18 protein-coding genes are annotated in these 16,316 nt (G+C 63.6%); 9 read left to right on the forward strand and 9 right to left on the reverse strand.

Annotation, left to right across the window (positions count from 1 at the left end; translation table 11 throughout):
* Positions 1-7: 7 nt before the first annotated feature.
* Entirely contained in the window at positions 8-508 is a 501-nt protein-coding gene (locus tag C480_RS05525) for a DUF5812 family protein (RefSeq protein WP_006664636.1), read from the reverse strand.
* A 104-nt stretch (positions 509-612) separates the two neighbouring features.
* Between C480_RS05525 and C480_RS05530 the strand changes: the two genes are divergently transcribed.
* Positions 613-1,920, forward strand: coding sequence for a hypothetical protein (locus tag C480_RS05530; RefSeq protein WP_006664637.1), 1,308 nt, complete (start codon positions 613-615; stop codon positions 1,918-1,920).
* A gap of 120 nt (positions 1,921-2,040) precedes the next feature.
* Positions 2,041-3,165, forward strand: coding sequence for a CPBP family intramembrane glutamic endopeptidase (locus C480_RS05535; protein ID WP_049903257.1), 1,125 nt, complete (start codon positions 2,041-2,043; stop codon positions 3,163-3,165).
* 31 nt (positions 3,166-3,196) lie between these two features.
* Here C480_RS05535 and C480_RS05540 read toward each other — a convergent pair whose 3' ends face one another.
* Together C480_RS05540 and C480_RS05545 are read right to left on the reverse strand one after the other, a co-directional pair.
* Positions 3,197-3,655: an NOB1 family endonuclease gene (locus C480_RS05540; protein ID WP_006110183.1), complete on the reverse strand. Its 459-nt coding sequence runs from the start codon at positions 3,653-3,655 to the stop codon at positions 3,197-3,199.
* Between the two features lie 4 nt (positions 3,656-3,659).
* Entirely contained in the window at positions 3,660-3,905 is a 246-nt protein-coding gene (locus tag C480_RS05545) for a PRC-barrel domain-containing protein (protein ID WP_006110184.1), read from the reverse strand.
* A gap of 247 nt (positions 3,906-4,152) precedes the next feature.
* Between C480_RS05545 and infB the strand changes: the two genes are divergently transcribed.
* The gene (gene infB / locus C480_RS05550) at positions 4,153-5,976 is read left to right on the forward strand and encodes a translation initiation factor IF-2 (protein WP_006664639.1); all 1,824 of its coding nucleotides are present in this window, start codon (positions 4,153-4,155) and stop codon (positions 5,974-5,976) included.
* A 99-nt stretch (positions 5,977-6,075) separates the two neighbouring features.
* Here the strand turns inward: infB and C480_RS05555 are convergent, their stop codons facing one another.
* Both C480_RS05555 and C480_RS23420 read right to left on the reverse strand, forming a co-directional pair.
* Positions 6,076-7,089, reverse strand: coding sequence for a PH domain-containing protein (locus C480_RS05555; protein WP_006664640.1), 1,014 nt, complete (start codon positions 7,087-7,089; stop codon positions 6,076-6,078).
* An 11-nt stretch (positions 7,090-7,100) separates the two neighbouring features.
* A complete protein-coding gene (locus C480_RS23420) occupies positions 7,101-7,262 on the reverse strand; it encodes a hypothetical protein (RefSeq protein WP_161606995.1) in 162 nt (53 codons plus the stop codon).
* Between the two features lie 37 nt (positions 7,263-7,299).
* On the opposite strand from C480_RS23420, the gene C480_RS05560 reads away from it, so the two are divergent.
* The 4 genes from C480_RS05560 to C480_RS05575 all read left to right on the forward strand — a co-directional run bounded on the left by C480_RS05560 (position 7,300) and on the right by C480_RS05575 (position 10,783).
* Complete coding sequence (locus tag C480_RS05560) at positions 7,300-7,650, forward strand: hypothetical protein (RefSeq protein ID WP_006664641.1); 351 nt, start codon at positions 7,300-7,302, stop codon at positions 7,648-7,650.
* Between the two features lie 168 nt (positions 7,651-7,818).
* Positions 7,819-9,510 carry a glutamine hydrolyzing CTP synthase gene (gene pyrG, locus C480_RS05565; RefSeq protein WP_006664642.1) on the forward strand — a complete coding sequence of 564 codons (1,692 nt, stop codon included), beginning with the start codon at positions 7,819-7,821 and terminating at the stop codon, positions 9,508-9,510.
* Positions 9,510-10,427, forward strand: a complete 918-nt coding sequence (gene guaA, locus C480_RS05570; protein ID WP_006664643.1) for a glutamine-hydrolyzing GMP synthase — start codon at positions 9,510-9,512, stop codon at positions 10,425-10,427. The genes pyrG and guaA overlap by 1 nt, the downstream gene beginning before the upstream one ends.
* Positions 10,424-10,783 carry a DUF7126 family protein gene (locus C480_RS05575; RefSeq protein WP_006664644.1) on the forward strand — a complete coding sequence of 120 codons (360 nt, stop codon included), beginning with the start codon at positions 10,424-10,426 and terminating at the stop codon, positions 10,781-10,783. Before guaA ends, C480_RS05575 begins: the two co-directional genes overlap by 4 nt.
* A gap of 473 nt (positions 10,784-11,256) precedes the next feature.
* Here C480_RS05575 and C480_RS05580 read toward each other — a convergent pair whose 3' ends face one another.
* Both C480_RS05580 and C480_RS05585 read right to left on the reverse strand, forming a co-directional pair.
* Positions 11,257-12,078: a 5-formyltetrahydrofolate cyclo-ligase gene (locus tag C480_RS05580; RefSeq protein ID WP_006664645.1), complete on the reverse strand. Its 822-nt coding sequence runs from the start codon at positions 12,076-12,078 to the stop codon at positions 11,257-11,259.
* A complete protein-coding gene (locus C480_RS05585) occupies positions 12,075-12,782 on the reverse strand; it encodes a MogA/MoaB family molybdenum cofactor biosynthesis protein (RefSeq protein WP_006664646.1) in 708 nt (235 codons plus the stop codon). The genes C480_RS05580 and C480_RS05585 overlap by 4 nt, the downstream gene beginning before the upstream one ends.
* 230 nt (positions 12,783-13,012) lie before the next feature.
* Between C480_RS05585 and C480_RS05590 the strand changes: the two genes are divergently transcribed.
* Entirely contained in the window at positions 13,013-14,053 is a 1,041-nt protein-coding gene (locus C480_RS05590) for a zinc-binding dehydrogenase (protein WP_006664647.1), read from the forward strand.
* 197 nt (positions 14,054-14,250) lie between these two features.
* On the forward strand, positions 14,251-14,577 hold the full coding sequence (locus C480_RS05595) for a hypothetical protein (protein ID WP_006664648.1): 327 nt from the start codon (positions 14,251-14,253) through the stop codon (positions 14,575-14,577).
* Positions 14,578-14,648: 71 nt separating this feature from the next.
* Here the strand turns inward: C480_RS05595 and C480_RS05600 are convergent, their stop codons facing one another.
* The gene (locus C480_RS05600; protein ID WP_006664649.1) at positions 14,649-14,966 is read right to left on the reverse strand and encodes a DUF7853 family protein; all 318 of its coding nucleotides are present in this window, start codon (positions 14,964-14,966) and stop codon (positions 14,649-14,651) included.
* Positions 14,967-15,182: 216 nt separating this feature from the next.
* On the reverse strand, positions 15,183-16,274 hold the full coding sequence (locus C480_RS05605) for an ABC transporter ATP-binding protein (protein ID WP_006664650.1): 1,092 nt from the start codon (positions 16,272-16,274) through the stop codon (positions 15,183-15,185).
* Positions 16,275-16,316: the final 42 nt, after the last annotated feature.

A 16,316-nucleotide genomic window follows, 5' to 3' on the forward strand; every position in this document is an offset into this window, starting at 1 on the left:
GTGTGACTCAGTCGGGCAGGTAGCGAACGCTCAGCACGCCGGTGTCGTCCTGGGACTCGGACGACGCCTCGGTCGCGGCCCGACGAACCTCCACCCGAACCGCACCGAGGCGGGCCGCCCGCGCGATCGTCTCCTCGTCTTCGAGCACGTCCCGAGCCGCCGCCTCGAGTTCATCGCTCGGCACGCAGAAGACGTGAATCTCGCCGGTGCCGGCGCGTTCCTCCTGGATGAACTCGCCGGGGTCGGCGTCGGCGGCGAGCTCGGTGGCGTGCTGGGTGGGGTCGAGGTCGCTGTCGACGAGGTCGACGGAGCGTCGCTCGGTCACGTCGATCACTTGCCAGGTGACCTCGAGCGGGGGGTCGGGGGCGACGGTGGCTTCGAGCACGTCGTTCGGTTCGAGGCCGGGATTCGACGCGAGCGTGTGGACCTGCGTCGTCTCGACGTCGCGGACGACGGCGGAGTCGTCCTCGGCGTGGGTGACGACGAAGGTGCCGGTTTTCTCGGTCATGTGCCGGCGTAGGCATCCGTGCGGTTTCGGGGTTTCGGGTCGCTCCGAGGGATCGACCGCCGGATGACGGAACGTCTTTATCGCAGGCGGTTGCCCTCTCGCACATGAACGTCGACATCGGAAACGCGCTTTCGGCGGTTGCCGCTCCAGGTATCTCGCGGGCGGCGCTCGAGCGCCTCGACGAGCAGGTCGCGACTGCACACGAGCGCATCGAGGCCGGAATGGAGGCCGGCGAGCACGGTTACGCCGCGTTGAACCTACCGAACCGGACGGACACCGACGAGATACGGGTTGCCGTCGACCGGGTAACCGGCCCCGACACGAGCGCCGTCCTCACCGTCGGTATCGGCGGCAGCGCACTCGGTGCGGCGACGATCACCGACGCGCTGAACGACGCGGACGATCCCGAGGCGATCTACCTCGACAACGTCGACCCCGACTGGCTCTCGGCGACGCTCGATCGGCTCGACCTCGAGACCACCGTGCTCAACGTCGTCTCGCGCTCGGGCACGACCGCCGAAACGCTCGCGAACTTCCTCGTCGTCCGCGAGACCTTCGAAGAAGCCGGCGTCGACTGGACCGAACGAACCATCGTCACGACCGGCGACGGCGGGCCGCTCCGTGAACTCGCGGAGCGCCACAATCTTCCCTCGCTCGCGGTCCCCGACGGCGTTCCGGGTCGATTCTCCGCGCTCTCCGCGGTCGGGCTGGTCGCCGCCGCCGTCTGCGGCCACGATCTCGATGCCCTGCTCCGCGGGGCGGCCGCCGAAGCCGAGACGCTCACCGGCTCGTTGTTCGAGTGTCCCGCCTACGCCTACGGCGCGACCACCTACGCGCTCGACGCACGCGGGGCGCGCACGAACGCGATGATGCCCTACGCGGAGTCGCTGGAAACCTACGCCGAATGGTTCGCCCAACTCTGGGCCGAAAGCCTCGGCAAAGACGACCTCGGCCAGACGCCGGTCCGCGCACTCGGCGTAACCGACCAACACTCTCAGTTGCAACTCTATCGGGCCGGCCCGCGGGATAAACTCGTCACCTTCGTCACGGTGCAGGAAACCGCGGCCCGGCCGATCCCCGACACCGACGTCGACGACCTCTCCTATCTCGGTGACGCCTCGCTCGGCGACCTGCTCGACGCCGAGTTCGAAGCGACCGAAGCGAGCCTCGCCGCCGCCGGCCGCCCCAACGTCCGCATCGAGATCGACCGCGTCGACGAGTTCGAACTCGGCGGACTGCTCTACGGTATGGAAGCCGCCTGCGTGCTCGCCGGTGAACTCTACGGGGTGAATACGTTCGAGCAGCCGGCCGTGGAGTGGGCGAAGAAGGCGACTCGCGGCCTGTTGGGCGGCGGCGAGTTCGCGGAGGCCGAGGCGGTCGCCGAGAAGACGGAGTTGCGGGTCGAGCGGTAACGGGACGGTTCGCGCCGAGAGTCGAGCGGATCGGCTTGCGGGGGTGTCGTTTCCGGAGGAGTATCCGGAGTGTGGGGCCGGTTGCGGAGCCCATATGTGGACGCGTACGAAACGTGACGTATGAACCAAGCCACAGGGGCCGATGAGGCTGCTGCTGTGACATCTTCTGCCGTTCCCGGTCTCGGAGCGGTCTTTGCTGCCGTGATGCTCGTGGCGACGTTGCTTCCCGTTACGCGCGGGATCGAGAGTCCCGCAATCTGGGTGGCGGCCGCGTTCGCGGTCGTGACCGCTGTCGCCTTTCTCGCCAGTCGTCGCGGGAGCCTCGACCGGCAACTGGCTGCGGTCGTCGCGGGCGCGTCGAGTATTGCCGTTGTCTTGCTCTCGGGATACGCGCTGAATCAGGGGATACCCGTCTCGATCGAGGTTCCCGGCGTCCGCTCGTCGTTTTCGCTGGTCTTTGCGGCCTTCGTAACGGGCGGGCTTGCCGTGAGTGTGGCCGTTGCGGATTACTTCGGGATCGGGCTGGCCGGACTCAAGGAGCGAACGCAACGGACGACGATACTGTCTGCGCTCGGTTTTGGCGGATTGCTCGCCCCGCAGGTGGGTGCGCTCGTGATTGCACTGCCCGTGATGGCGGCGGTCGGCGAACTATCGCGGATCCAGTCAGTCGTCGTGAGCCAACTCGGGATGGCGCTTGGAACGGGAGTCTTGGTCTGGTGGTACCTCTCGGTGACCGGACGAGACCTGTCGTACATCGATCTGCGACGGCCGACGGGGCGAGATCTCCTGCTGATCGCGGGGGGCATCTTCGTCATCTTCGGGACGCTCGGAGCGATCTCACTGCTCTTTCAGGCGACCGGCGTCGAGAGTTCGGATCACGGGACGACCCAGCAGGCGGCGGAGAACCCCGAAATCCTGCTGGTTCTGGTACCGGCCTCGATCCTCGTCATCGGTCCCTTCGAAGAGTTGCTTTATCGAAATATCGTCCAGAAATCGCTGTACGAGTCGTTCTCCCGAGTCGGTGCCATCCTGATTGGCGGCGTCATCTTCGCGATTATTCACACCCAAGCCTACTGGACCGCCGGCCCGGGGAAGGTCGTCGCGAGCCTCGCTGTTATCTTCGGTCTGGCACTCGTGCTGGGGACGCTGTACGAACGAACGGAGAATCTACTCGTGCCGGCGCTCGTTCACGGCGTCTACAACGCCGTCCTCTTTGCAAACCTCTATTTCTCGTATAGCGTGTAACCCGGCACGCGCCGTCGAGAGCCTGCTGCTGTTATGACGGGTTCTTCCGCGCGAGTTCGGAGCCGCAGATCGGACACCGTTCTTTTTCCTCGTCGAACTCGCGGCCACAGCCCTGACACTGGTAGTGCCAGTGGCGCTGTTCCTCGATGCCGTCGCGGGCGATCACGTCGACGGCGACGTTTAATTTCTCGGAGACGTTTTGCATCGCGTAGTCGTCGGTGACGAGCGTGGCGTCGAGTTCGAAGCTCGCGGCGACGAGGCGGATGTCGGTATCGGAGAGGACGCTCAGGTCGCCGGACTCTTTGGCGGCGCGGCGGACCTTCTCGGTGGTGTCCTCGTTCGGGATGTGGATGTGCATGCCCGAGCCCTCCATCGCGTCGAAGCGATAGGCGCTCTCGTCTTCGAGTTCCTCGCGGACGAGGGGGATGGTTGCAGTCTGTTCTGTTGTGTGAAAATCGTGGATAAAAGCCGAGGAGTCGAGAACGTACATACCCTTAGCGCTGGACGACGATGTAGTCTTTGACCGCCTGGACGCGGCTAACGGAGACGAGGAATCGACCGGCGTCGTCGACGCTGAAGTCGACGGCCCGCTCCGGAAGTTCCTCGTCCGGCTCGATAACGAGGTTGTGTAGTTGACCCGATTTCAGGTCCATGGTGATGTTGTACAGCAGCCCCAGTTCGGTGCCGTCCGACCCCATGACGGACTTGCCCGAGAGGTTTTCAGCGAGTATCTCACTCATGCATACTCGTATTTACTAATCGGTATTAAAAACCTCGGGCTCAACACTGTTTGCGACGGCAGGTGAAGTCGCCGCGTCGCGCCAGGTGGGAACTCCGCTCCCGCGTGCGGGTTCCCGACAAGAGCGTTCGGAAACCCTGCTGGCCGTCGTGAGCCCCCACACGTCTGCACTCGGCTGCGGGGCGTGACGATGGGTTTAACTACCGCCCTCCGGATTCTCTAGTCAAGAGCTTCTCTGGTGGTTCATCATGTCGGATACCGATACGGACACGGACACAGACGCGGGCGCACGCAACTCCACATCTCTCAGAACGCCGATCGTCGCTGTCCTCGGACACGTCGATCACGGGAAGACGAGTCTCCTCGATAAGATCCGCGGCTCGGCGGTCATCGAAGGTGAAGCAGGGGCGATCACCCAGCACATCGGCGCGACGGCCGTTCCGCTCGACGTGATCTCTTCGATTGCGGGCGACCTCGTCGACCCCGATGACTTCGATCTCCCCGGCCTTCTGTTCATCGACACGCCGGGACACCACTCCTTTACGACGCTCCGTTCTCGCGGCGGCGCGCTGGCTGACATCGCCATCCTCGTCGTCGACGTCAACGACGGCTTCCAGCCCCAGACGCTCGAAGCCCTCGACATTCTCAAGCGCTCGGAGACACCGTTTATCGTCGCGGCGAACAAGATCGACACCGTTCCCGGCTGGAACGCAACCGAGGACTCGCCGATCAACGCGACCTACGAGGCCCAGACCGACCGCGTCAGTTCGCGCCTCGACGAAAGCCTCTACGAGATCATCGGCAACCTCTCGGACGAGGGCTTCTCCGCGGACCTCTACTGGCGAGTGCAGAACTTCCAGCGCAACGTCGGCGTCGTCCCCGTCTCGGCGATGACCGGCGAGGGCGTTCCCGACCTGCTCACCGTCATGATGGGACTCTCACAGCGCTATATGAAAGAAGAGATGGAGATCGACGTCACCGGCCCCGGCGTCGGTACCGTTCTCGAAGTCAAAGAGGAGAAAGGCTTCGGGACGACCATCGACACCGTCCTCTACGACGGCACGATCAGGGCCGACGATCAACTCGTCGTCGGCGGCATGAACGAACCCATCGTCACCGACGTGCGCGCGCTGCTCCAACCGCGCCCGCTCGCCGAAATCCGCACCGAGAGCCGGTTCGAAAAAGTCGACGAAATCTCGGCCGCCTCCGGTATCAAAATCGCCGCCCCCGAACTCGAGGACGCGATGGCCGGCGCACCCGTCCGCGTCGTCCGCAACCGCGACCTCGACGAGGTTATTCAAGAGGTCGAGGCCGAACTCGCAGACATCGCCGTCGACACCGCCGAAGAGGGCGTCGTCGTCAAAGCCGACACCCTCGGCAGTCTCGAGGCGATGGCCGACGCACTGGACGAGGCCGAAGTACCGATCGTTCGCGCCGAAGTCGGCGACGTTGCCCCCCGAGACGTGTCGGTCGCTTCGACCGCCGACGACCCGAAACAGCAGGCCATCCTCGGATTCAACGTCGAGACGCTCTCCGACGCCGACCAGCGCGCCGAAACCGAAGACGTGACGATCTTTACGGACGAGGTCATCTATCAACTCATCGATGAGTACGAGGAGCACGTCGACGAACTCGAACGCGCCCAGCAGGACACCATCCTCGACAACATCGTCCGCCCCGCCCGCTTTCGCATCCTTCCCGACCACACCTTCCGCCAGAACGACCCCGCCGTCGTCGGCGTCGAGGTGAACTCCGGAACCGTCCAAAACAACACTAACATCGTAAAATTCGACGGCTCCGAACCCGAGCGCGTCGGGCAAGTCAAAGGGATTCAAGAGCAAGGCGAGGACGTCGACGAAGCCCGCGCCGGCAACCGTGTCTCCGTCGCCATCGACGGTCCCACCGTCGGCCGCCAGATCGAGGAAGACGACGAACTCTGGGCAGAAATCCCCGAGAAACACGCCAAGATCTTAGAACAAGAACTCGCGAGCGAAATCCCCGGCGACGAACTCGAGGCGCTGAACATGTACCTCGACAAACAGCGCAGCCGAGATCCGTTCTGGGGCAAGTAAGCGACCGACGGCTAACGCGATAGTTCTCCGCGCCGAACGCCGGCTGTGTGGCGGTGCTGGCGGCGATCTGATCCTACCAAGACAACCCTTAAGCAGCGGTCACTCCGTCGTCTCGAGTTCAGCTGCCGCGTCGGTATCTGCCGTCGTTTCGGTCGCAGCCGAACGCTCGGGAACCGACGCGCCGCCTTCGTCGCACCGCCCGTCGCGGAGCCGGTACGTTTCGGGCTGTCGAACGCGATCGAGTGCATCCCGAAGCGACTCGGCATCGGACTCGATCGCCTCCCGGTCGCAGCGAACGTCGAGCCAGCGGGAGGAAAACCGGCCGAACCACTGCCGTTCGAGGACGAGTTCGTCGTCGGTCAGCCGAACGTCGGTGATGGCGTCCCAGGGGATGAGCTTCCGCGCGAACGGGCGTTTGTGGATGAGCCCTGCCTCGTGGGCCCGGAGTTCGGGTGGATTCCACCGGTCGCCGGGATCGAGTTCGTTCCAGCTACCCGGGCCGCGGTGGGAGGTGAGGAAGATCAGGACGCCGTAGAGCGCCCAGATCAGCCCCTCTCCGTTGCCCGCCGCCGCGGTGACCAGTCCGAAAACGACCACCAGACCCATGATTCCGACGAAGATGAACTCGCTGGGGCTGATGCCGGCCGGATGGTACTCCCAGTTCGCGGCCGGCTCCTCGGGCGTGAGCGCCGCGACGTAGCGATTGCGGCTCATTCGATCGAGGCCGTACGCCGAGATGGCGGTCAGCAGCGCGAAAACGCCCACGACGAGCTGGAATCGAGCGGCGAGGTCGACTGCGATGACGGCCGGAACGGCGACGAGCACTGCGAGCACGACTGCCGGAAGATAGCAGGCAAGTCGTCGCCACCGACTGCGACCGATCCGCTCGGGAAGGCCGTAGGCTCGTTTTGCGAGGATGTGTCCGAGAATCGCCACGCAGGTAACCAGACTGGGCAGGATACCGAGCAGCGTCGCCGTCGCTGCCCCGGCCGCGGTTCCCACGGCCGCCGCGATTCCCGTGACGACGACCCCGAGATAGAACCCGAAACCGGCCTGAAAGCTGATATCGGGGTCGCTAATCTCGAGGGGAGTCTGTTGTTCGTGATCTGTCACTGATAGGTACTTCACTCATCCCTATCGTCAAATACGCTTTGGATACTCTCTTGCTCCGATGTCTCTCTGATCCCGCCGATCCCAACGGGATCCGTCTCGGTTCGCGACGACCGCGTCTCCAGCGCGTGAACTCGATCCCGAAGCGAGGTGCTCGGTCGGGTTGCGAGTTCCACTAGAATCATTATATGGCCACTGTGAATAGTGTTATCTATGCTCGTCCACTGTCGCCAGTACAAACACGAGGAGGTTCAGTTCGATGACAATCGGACGACAGGCGAGTCCCAGACAGAGGATACGGTCAATCCGGATTCGGAGGACTATTTCGGGGCGGATATCGATGATTTTGATGTTGAAACCTGGGACACTGTCGAGTTCAGGTGCGATCCGATCCAGCGCCGCTCCGTCACGATCGACGGCGTCACCGCCGTCTCAGTGCCGGACGATCCGACTGAGAGGGATGACGGCGACCTTCCCGGGGGAACGGTCCAACTCCGCCTGGACAGCGGCATCGAAACGCTCGAACGGGCCGCGATCGTCGAAGTGCAAGACGAAAACCCCTAGTCGGGACGAAAGCGGACGAGCGTGCGGGCAGTCGATCAATCACGGGGAAGGTGAGCGGGCGATCATCGTCGAATCCGACCGGGACCCGTGTGCTCTCGGCGTATGGTAGCTACTGTCGTTTCCGATCCCCTCCGAAATCGTTTTCAACCGCTCACGCGGACACTCGGTATGCCGACGGAACCGGACACTCATTATGACCCCTCCCTGGGGAACAAGTTCATCTTCGTCACCGGCGGTGTGATGTCGGGACTCGGTAAGGGAATTACGGCCGCGAGCACCGGCCGGCTTCTCAAAAACGCCGGGTTCGACGTTACCGCCGTCAAGATCGACCCGTACCTGAACGTCGATGCCGGGACGATGAACCCCTACCAGCACGGAGAGGTGTACGTCTTGGAGGATGGCGGCGAGGTCGACCTCGACCTGGGGAACTACGAACGATTCCTCGACGTCGATATGACCTCGGACCACAACATCACAACCGGGAAGACCTACAAACACGTCATCGAGAAGGAACGCGCCGGCGACTACCTCGGGAAGACGGTCCAGATCATCCCGCACATCACCGACGACATCAAACGCCGCATTCGCGAGGCCGCCGAGGGATACGACGTCTGTATCGTCGAAGTCGGCGGGACGGTCGGAGACATCGAAGGGATGCCCTATCTCGAGGCCCTGCGCCAGTTCGCCCACGAGGAAGACGAGGAGGACATCCTCTTTACGCACGTCACCCTCGTCCCCTACTCGAAAAACGGCGAACAGAAGACCAAGCCGACCCAGCACTCGGTCAAAGAGGTCCGCTCGATCGGCCTCCAGCCCGACGTGATCGTCGGCCGCTGCGAGGACAAACTCGACCCCGAGACCAAAGAGAAGATCGCGCTGTTCTGCGATATTCCGACCGACGCCGTGTTCTCGAATCCCGACGTCGAGGACGTCTACCACGTCCCGCTGATGGTCGAAGACGAGGGACTCGACCAGTACGTCCTCGAGCGATTCGGCCTCGCCGACGAGGCGCTGCCGGAGGGCGAACGAGCTAACGAGTGGCGCGACATCGTCACGACGGAGAAATCGGGAACCGTCGACATCGCATTGGTCGGCAAGTACGACCTCGAAGACGCCTACATGTCGATCCACGAATCGCTGAAACACGCCGGCTTCGAACTCGGCGTCGACGTGAACGTCCACTGGGTCCACGCCGACGGAATGGCCGACGGCTACGACGACCAACTCGAGGACGTCGACGGCGTCATCGTCCCCGGCGGCTTCGGGATGCGCGGGACGGAAGGCAAGATCGAGGCGGTTCGATACGCCCGCGAGAACGACGTCCCCTTCCTCGGACTCTGTCTCGGCTTCCAGATGGCCGTCGTCGAGTACGCCCGCAACGTCTTGGGACTCGAGGACGCCCACTCCGCCGAGATGGCCGAGGACACACCCGACCCCGTCATCGACATCCTCCCCGAACAGTACGAAGTCGAGGACATGGGCGGGACGATGCGGCTGGGCGAGCACACGACCGTCATCGAACCCGAAACGCTCGCTTACGACCTCTACGGTGACACCTCCTGTTCCGAGCGCCACCGCCACCGCTACGAGGTCAACCCCGAATACTTCGAGCAGTTCGCCGACGAACCGCTGACCTTCTCCGGGACCGCGGGCAACCGGATGGAGATCCTCGAACTCGAGGACCATCCGTACTTCCTCGGAACGCAGTTCCACCCCGAGTACACGTCACGTCCGGGCCAGCCGAGTCCACCGTTCCTCGGATTGGTCGAGGCGGTCATCGACGGCAGTACGACCAGCGCCGCGGACACCGCCACCGAAACGGACGGCGAAACCGACACCGAAACAGAGGTAACCCACTGATGGTAGACACTGAAACGTTCGTTCCAGACGCGATCGACGAAATCCGGGCCGAAATCGGCGACGCAAACGCCGTCATCGCACTTTCCGGCGGCGTCGACTCCTCCGTCGCTGCGGCCCTGGCTTACGAGGCTATCGGCGACCAACTCACACCCGTCTACGTCGACACGGGCCTGATGCGCAAGGGCGAAACCGCCGGCATCCGCGACACGTTCGATTACATGGACTCCCTGCGGATCGTCGACGCGAAAGACCGCTTCCTCGACGCACTCGCCGGCGTGACGGACCCCGAAGCAAAGCGCGAAATCATCGGCGAGCAGTTCATTCGCGAGTTCGAACGCGAGGCGACGGAAGCCGACGCCGACTACCTCGTCCAGGGGACGATCTACCCCGACCGCATCGAAAGCGAGGGCGGCATCAAATCCCACCACAACGTCGGCGGGCTCCCCGACGTCGTCGACTTCGACGGCATCGTCGAACCCGTTCGCGATCTCTACAAAGACGAGGTCCGCGACGTTGCCCGTCACCTCGACTTAGAGGAGGTCGTCGCCGAACGGATGCCGTTCCCCGGGCCCGGCCTCGCAGTGCGGGTCATCGGCGAAGTCACCGACGAAAAACTCGAGGTCGCACGCCACGCCTGCCACGTCGTCGAAGACGAACTCGAGGAGTACGACCCGTGGCAAGCGCTGGCCGCCGTGATCGGCAAAGCCACGGGCGTCAAGGGCGACAACCGCGTTCACGGCTGGGTCGTCTCCGTCCGGTCGGTCGAATCCCGCGACGGAATGACCGCCCGCGCACAGGAAATCGACTGGGAGACGCTCCAGCGCATCCAGTCCCGGATCACCGGCCAGAACGACAACGTGGCACGCGTCGTCTACGACGTGACCCACAAGCCACCGGCAACGATCGAGTACGAATGAGTGACACAGACGCTGAGACAGATCCAGACAAAGGCCCGCACGCAATCGTCGCCGGCCCCGACGAGGACGGTCTCGCCGACGCGCTCGAAGCCGAAGGCGTCACCGTCACCAGACTCGGCGGCGTCATCTCGCGCCCGCAATTAGAGGAAGCCGGTATCGTCGAAACCGACCTCTACGTCCTGACCGACATCGACCAGGCGACGACGATTCCGATCGTCTGCGATCTCACCGACGACCTGCGGACCGTTACCTACGCCCGCCGGACCGTCCCCGAGTTCGTCAAGGGACAACTCGACCTCGCGATCGACCCCCGCCTCATGTCGCCCGACATCGTCGCGGATGAACTCGCCGAATAGGCGGGAGCATCCCGCGACCCTGCGACGGTTATTCCGGCAATTTCTGCCACCCACGAGCCCGCTACCGCCAACCTGACCAGCAAGACCGGATTCACACCTTTAAACGGTTCTAATGTTCATATTGAGCGATTAAATCCGGGTTAAACTCGGGAAAATCCGGCACAAGAGCAGTGGACCATCACCCCGGTTCAAGTAGGTCCCGCCAATAGAGATGGATGGAGGTCGACGGGTTACACCTCACCCGAGGCACCCACGACTCCCGTGACTTCCAGCAATCCCACCACAGCACCCTTCCCCCCACCATTGCCACACCGCAATCGCTGTCCCGTGGGAACTGCACCAGCCCGCGGGCAACTGCGGCTCTGGCACCTGTACTCGGGGCGTCTTTCGTCCCGAGTCCTTCAGGATTCATTCTCGGCTAGACTATCGACCAGTCCTCAGTAGGCCACGAGTGAACTCCGGTTTAGCTGCCCTTAGCGCTGTTCTGCCAACCGATCAAGGACCGGCATCGCTTCGCGTCGCTCGGCAGAGAGCAGGCTCCAATCGATACCGTCCGGCCTTTCAGCACGAGTTCCGTTTTCAGACTCGTTCTCGCCTTCCTGCCCCGCTGGCCGTCGCACTCGCTCCGGCGTGACGATCAGATCCATCGGCACGTCGTGCTCGTCGAAGCTGATCGCTGCAGCGTCGTCACCGGCGAGGAGTTGGCGCTCGTGAACCGTCGTCGCAACGGGCGTCTCCTCGTCGACGAGTTCGAGTTCGGTGAGGATTGCGAACTCGAGATCGCTGTAGCCCTCGCCCTTGCCGATCCGGCCGCCGTCTACGCTGCCGGAATCGTCGTCGGTGGAGACGGGCGTGGGGTCGATGCAGACGGCGACGCTCCCGGAGACGATCAGGTCGATTTCGTCGACGGCCGCCGGACCGACCTGTTGGCCGTGGTCGGCCGAGCCGGAGACGGTGGTGGCCGCGTCGTAGTCCTCGAGTTCATCGGGGTCGAGTTTCAGGAAGCACTTCTCGTCGCGAAGTCGGGGGACGGCCATGTAGACAGTTTTACCGTCCCGGAGGGCTTGTCGCCGGACCGGCAACTGCGGCGCGTCGGGGTTTGCCTTGATCGTCGTCGCCGCCCGCCACTCGGGTTGGTCGGCCAGGCGCGCGGCGGCCGCCGCCGCGTTTTCGAAGTTGGGAATGCGACCGTGCGGCGGAAACGGGAACCGAGCGACGCCGCTGTCTTCTAAGTCGTCCCAGACGCGCTCGCGGACGGCTTCTTTCGAGAGTGCCCCTTGCTCCCGGTCCGTCATTGAACGTCACCATCGATTTCCTGGATGCTCTCGTCCGTTCCCGGGTGCTTTCCGTTTGCCGTCCTCTCGTCTTCGCCTTCTCTTGTGTCCTCGCCTTCATTGTCACTCCCGTTCGCGCCCTCGGCGGCGGTCGAATCATCCGCCGACTCCGCCGGCCGAGCGAGTTCAGCGAGATGGCGACACTCGGGGATGATGAGTTCCGTAGCGGCAAGCCGCGCCGCATCGGCGTTTCCAGGCAGACAGAAGACCGGTCGGCCGTCGGTTACGCCGGCGGTCGTTCGGGCTGCGAGCGCGCGAGAACCGTTTGCCTCGTAGAGGATCGTCGTCAGCAGTTCACTGAACGTCTCCAGGCGCTTCTCGAGAAGCGGCGTTACCGCCTCGATCGTCCGATCGCTGGGTTCGACACTCGTTCCGCCGGCGGTCACCACGATATCGACATCGTCGCGGTCGATCACGCGCGAGACGATCGATTGGACCTTGTCGTGATCCGGACTTACGTGCTCTCGCATCGCAACCTCGTGACCTGCCTGGGTGAACTCGTCGTTGAGATCCTCGCCGGCGGGATCGGATTCGAGCGTTCGATCGTCGGCAATCGTGACGATTCCGACGCCGAGGGGAGTGGTGTGTTCTCGAGAACTCGATTCAGTGGCTGTTTCTGTGCTGCCGGCTGCTGTGTCCGGGTCCGACTCGGTCGACTCGTTCATGCGTCGACTTGACCGGCGGCGGGTAAAACGCTAGTTGCTCGTACTATCGTACTATCGGGGCCATCCACAGTTATCGGTAGTGGGAAATGCTGTCGTCACTGACTGGCTCGACAGCCTGCCGGCAGAACTCGAAGCAGTCGACGAGTCATGTCACTGTGTCCTCGCCGTGATACCGGGCCTACTGAACGTAGTCACAACTGTTATGCCGGTGTTTGGGTCAACCTGTGTGTATGCAGGCAGTCAAAATCACGGCACACGGCGGGACGGATGTCATCGAGTACGGCGAGTATCCCGACCCCGAAATCGGCCGCGACGAGGTGCTCGTCGACGTGAAAGCCGGCGCGCTCAACCACCTCGACGTGTGGGTTCGCCGCGGGCTGCCGACGCTCGACCTCGAACTACCCCACGTCCCCGGCAGTGACGCCGCAGGTGTCGTCGAAGCCACTGGGGAAGACGTTACTCGATTCGAACCGGGCGACCGCGTCGCGGTCACGGCGGGCGTCAGCTGCGGCGACTGCGAGTTCTGTCGCAGCGGCGATCCGACGTTGTGTGTCAACTTCCACCTGCTGGGCGAGCACGTCACCGGCGTTCACTCGGAGTACGCCGCGGTTCCCGCGGACAACCTGATCCCGGTCCCGGAACACGTCGACTGGATCACCGCCGGCGCGTCGTCGCTCGTCTTCCAGACCGCTTGGCGGCTACTGATCGACCGCGCAGACATCGAAGCCGGCGAGAAAGTGCTCGTCCTCGGAGCTAGCGGCGGCGTCGGTCACGCCGCCCTCCAGATCGCAGATTACGCGGGCGCGGAGGTGTACGCCACCGGCAGCACCGAAGACAAACTCGACTACGCCCGCGAACACGGCGCCGATCACGTGGTCAACTACGAGAAACGGAATTTCGCGGAGTGGGTCCGCAGCGAAACCAACAACCGCGGGGTCGATGTCGTCGTCGACTACATCGGGGCCGGAACCTGGCGCGATTCGATCAAGAGCCTCGCGAAGAACGGCCGCCTCGTCACCTGCGGGGGTACCGCCGGCGGCAACCCCGAAACCGACATTCCGCGCATCTTCTGGAACCAACTCCAGATCATCGGCTCGACGATGGGCACCCCCGGCCAGGTCGACGACGTGATGGAACTCGTCTGGGACGGCACCTTTACCCCCGCGGTTCGAGAAGTGCTGCCGATGAGCGAAACCGCCCGCGCACACGAGATCATCGAAGGCCGCGAAGGGTTCGGCAAAGTCGTCGTCCGACCGGATAGTGAACTCTGAGACGGTCTGCTGTACCGATTTCCCGGCGCAACCTCAGGACGGTTCGCGGTTGCGCCGGAACTGACCGACAGCAGTCCGTGTGAGCCGGTACCCGATACGGCGACGCGAACAGCATCGAGCAAACGATCCAGTGTGAACTCGAGACCGCAAAATCACGAACCGTGAGTGCTTTCATCACGGAGTCGAAACCGATACGTGTGACCTCGAGCGACGACGGCGGCTACGTTCACGACCCTGCGGCGTTCGACGGGCCGGACGGCCGTGGGGCAGAGACCGAAACTGCCGAGGGCGACTCCGACGGGGACTGGACCGACGCGCCCCGCCATCCGGCGACGGCCGAGCGCGAGTTCGACTGGCGCGGGTGGGTTCTCGTGGGGGCGATCGTGCTCGCGTTCGTCGTCGCGCCGCTGTCAATTTTGCTGTGGCCGCCGCATCTGAACTACTTCGTGGCGCTGTTGATCTTGCCGCTGCTGCCGGCGGCGTTGCTCGCGTTGACGGCGGTGTGGGCGACGACGCGCCCCTGACGTGTCCGACCGGGCTCGTTGGGTTGCAGATGTATCGATGAAAAACGGCGAGCAACAAGCAGCGACCGGCGTTATTCCTGTGTCTCGAGTACCCCGTCGAGTTCATCGATCGCCGAGCGGCCGAACTCGATATCCCGGGACGGCGTTTCCTCACGGTCGAGATAGTCGGTTAGGAGTGTACTGAGTCGTTGGAGCTGTGAATGGGTGAATCGACCGGTGTTGTCGTTCGATTCGACCAGTTCGACCAGTGTGAGGAGCTGCGATGGTGGTGACGTGTCCTCATCGAGGGCCTCGTCGACGCGTGCCACCAGTGAATGGTGGACGACCCATTCTTCCTCCCTGGAGAGCGTGACCTCGTGGCGTTCGGTTTCCGATGGTGGGGTACTCATTGCGATACTGGATCGATTTCGTCGATCCTTGTCCGACACTACGATGGATGCGCTCATAAAGTTTGTCATGTGGTATCATATATCAGCTAGTGTAGCCCAGCGGTACCGACAGTGACAGAGCGGTCGGGTACCGAAACCACCCCAGTGAAACGGCACGACGAGTTCCCGAGCGCAGCGTGCGGGCAGAACGACCGCTCCAGTGAGACTTCTTGAAGGTTAGTGGATCCTGACACCGGAGTCCGGATCGAACAACTGCGTCGCCGATTCGTCGAGAACTAGCCCATAGTCGGTATCGCCGTCACCGTCGAAATCCGCGTGCGTGACGACGGTCACGTCGCCGAATTCGGTCTCGAAGATGCTGTGCGTTTCGTCGCCCAGGGGCTCGTCGAGAACGTGCTCGGCCTCGATTCCCGCGGCTGGATCACCGATTCCGATCTGCTGGGGCCGAACGCCGACGCGAACCGGACTGTCGACGTACCCCTCGAGTTCGGCGGCGGTCGCGGGGAGTGAGACGGTGTGGTTGCCCATGGAAACGGCCGCAGTGCCGTTTGCCGATTCGACGCGGGCGTCGAAGAACTCCATCGCCGGCTGGCCGATGAACTCGCCGACGAAGTCGTTGGTGGGTTCGGAGTAGACTTCCTTGGGCGAGCCGGCCTGTTGGAGTTCGCCGTCGTCCATGATGGCGATTCGGTCGGACATCGTCATCGCTTCCTCCTGGTCGTGGGTGACATAGAGGACGGGACAGCCGATTTCGTCGGTGATCCGCTGGACGACCGGTCGGAGTTCGCGTTTGAGTTTGGCGTCCAGATCGCTCATGGGCTCGTCGAAGAGGAACACGGAGGGATCTCGAACGAGCGACCGGCCGAGTGCGACCCGCTGTTGCTGGCCGCCAGAGAGCGAGGCGGGCATCTTGTCGAGTTGGTCGCCGATCTGGAGGAGGGCCGCGGCCTCCGCGACGTGTTCGCGGCGTTCGTCTTCGGGAACGCCGGCGATTTTGAGGCCGTATTCCATGTTCTCGCGGACGCTCATGTGCGGGTAGAGCGCGATGTCCTGGAAGAGCAGGGCGACATCGCGTTGCTGTGGTGGGAGTTCGGTTACGTCGCGGTCGTCGACGCGGATGGTGCCGGCGGTCGGCGTGTCGAGGCCGGCGACGCAACGAAGCGTCGTGGTCTTGCCACAGCCGGAGGGGCCGACGAGCGTGAGGAACTCGCCGTCCTCGATGGTCAGCGAGAGTTCGTCGACGGCGACGATGCGATCGGCGTTCGGGGAGTCGAACACCCGGGTCATGTTGTCGATGTGGACGGTCATTGTCTGGGTAGTGGATGGTATGGTTGTGTGTATGGTGCGCGT

This window comes from Natrialba aegyptia DSM 13077 (genome assembly GCF_000337535.1).
Taxonomy (GTDB): domain Archaea; phylum Halobacteriota; class Halobacteria; order Halobacteriales; family Natrialbaceae; genus Natrialba; species Natrialba aegyptia.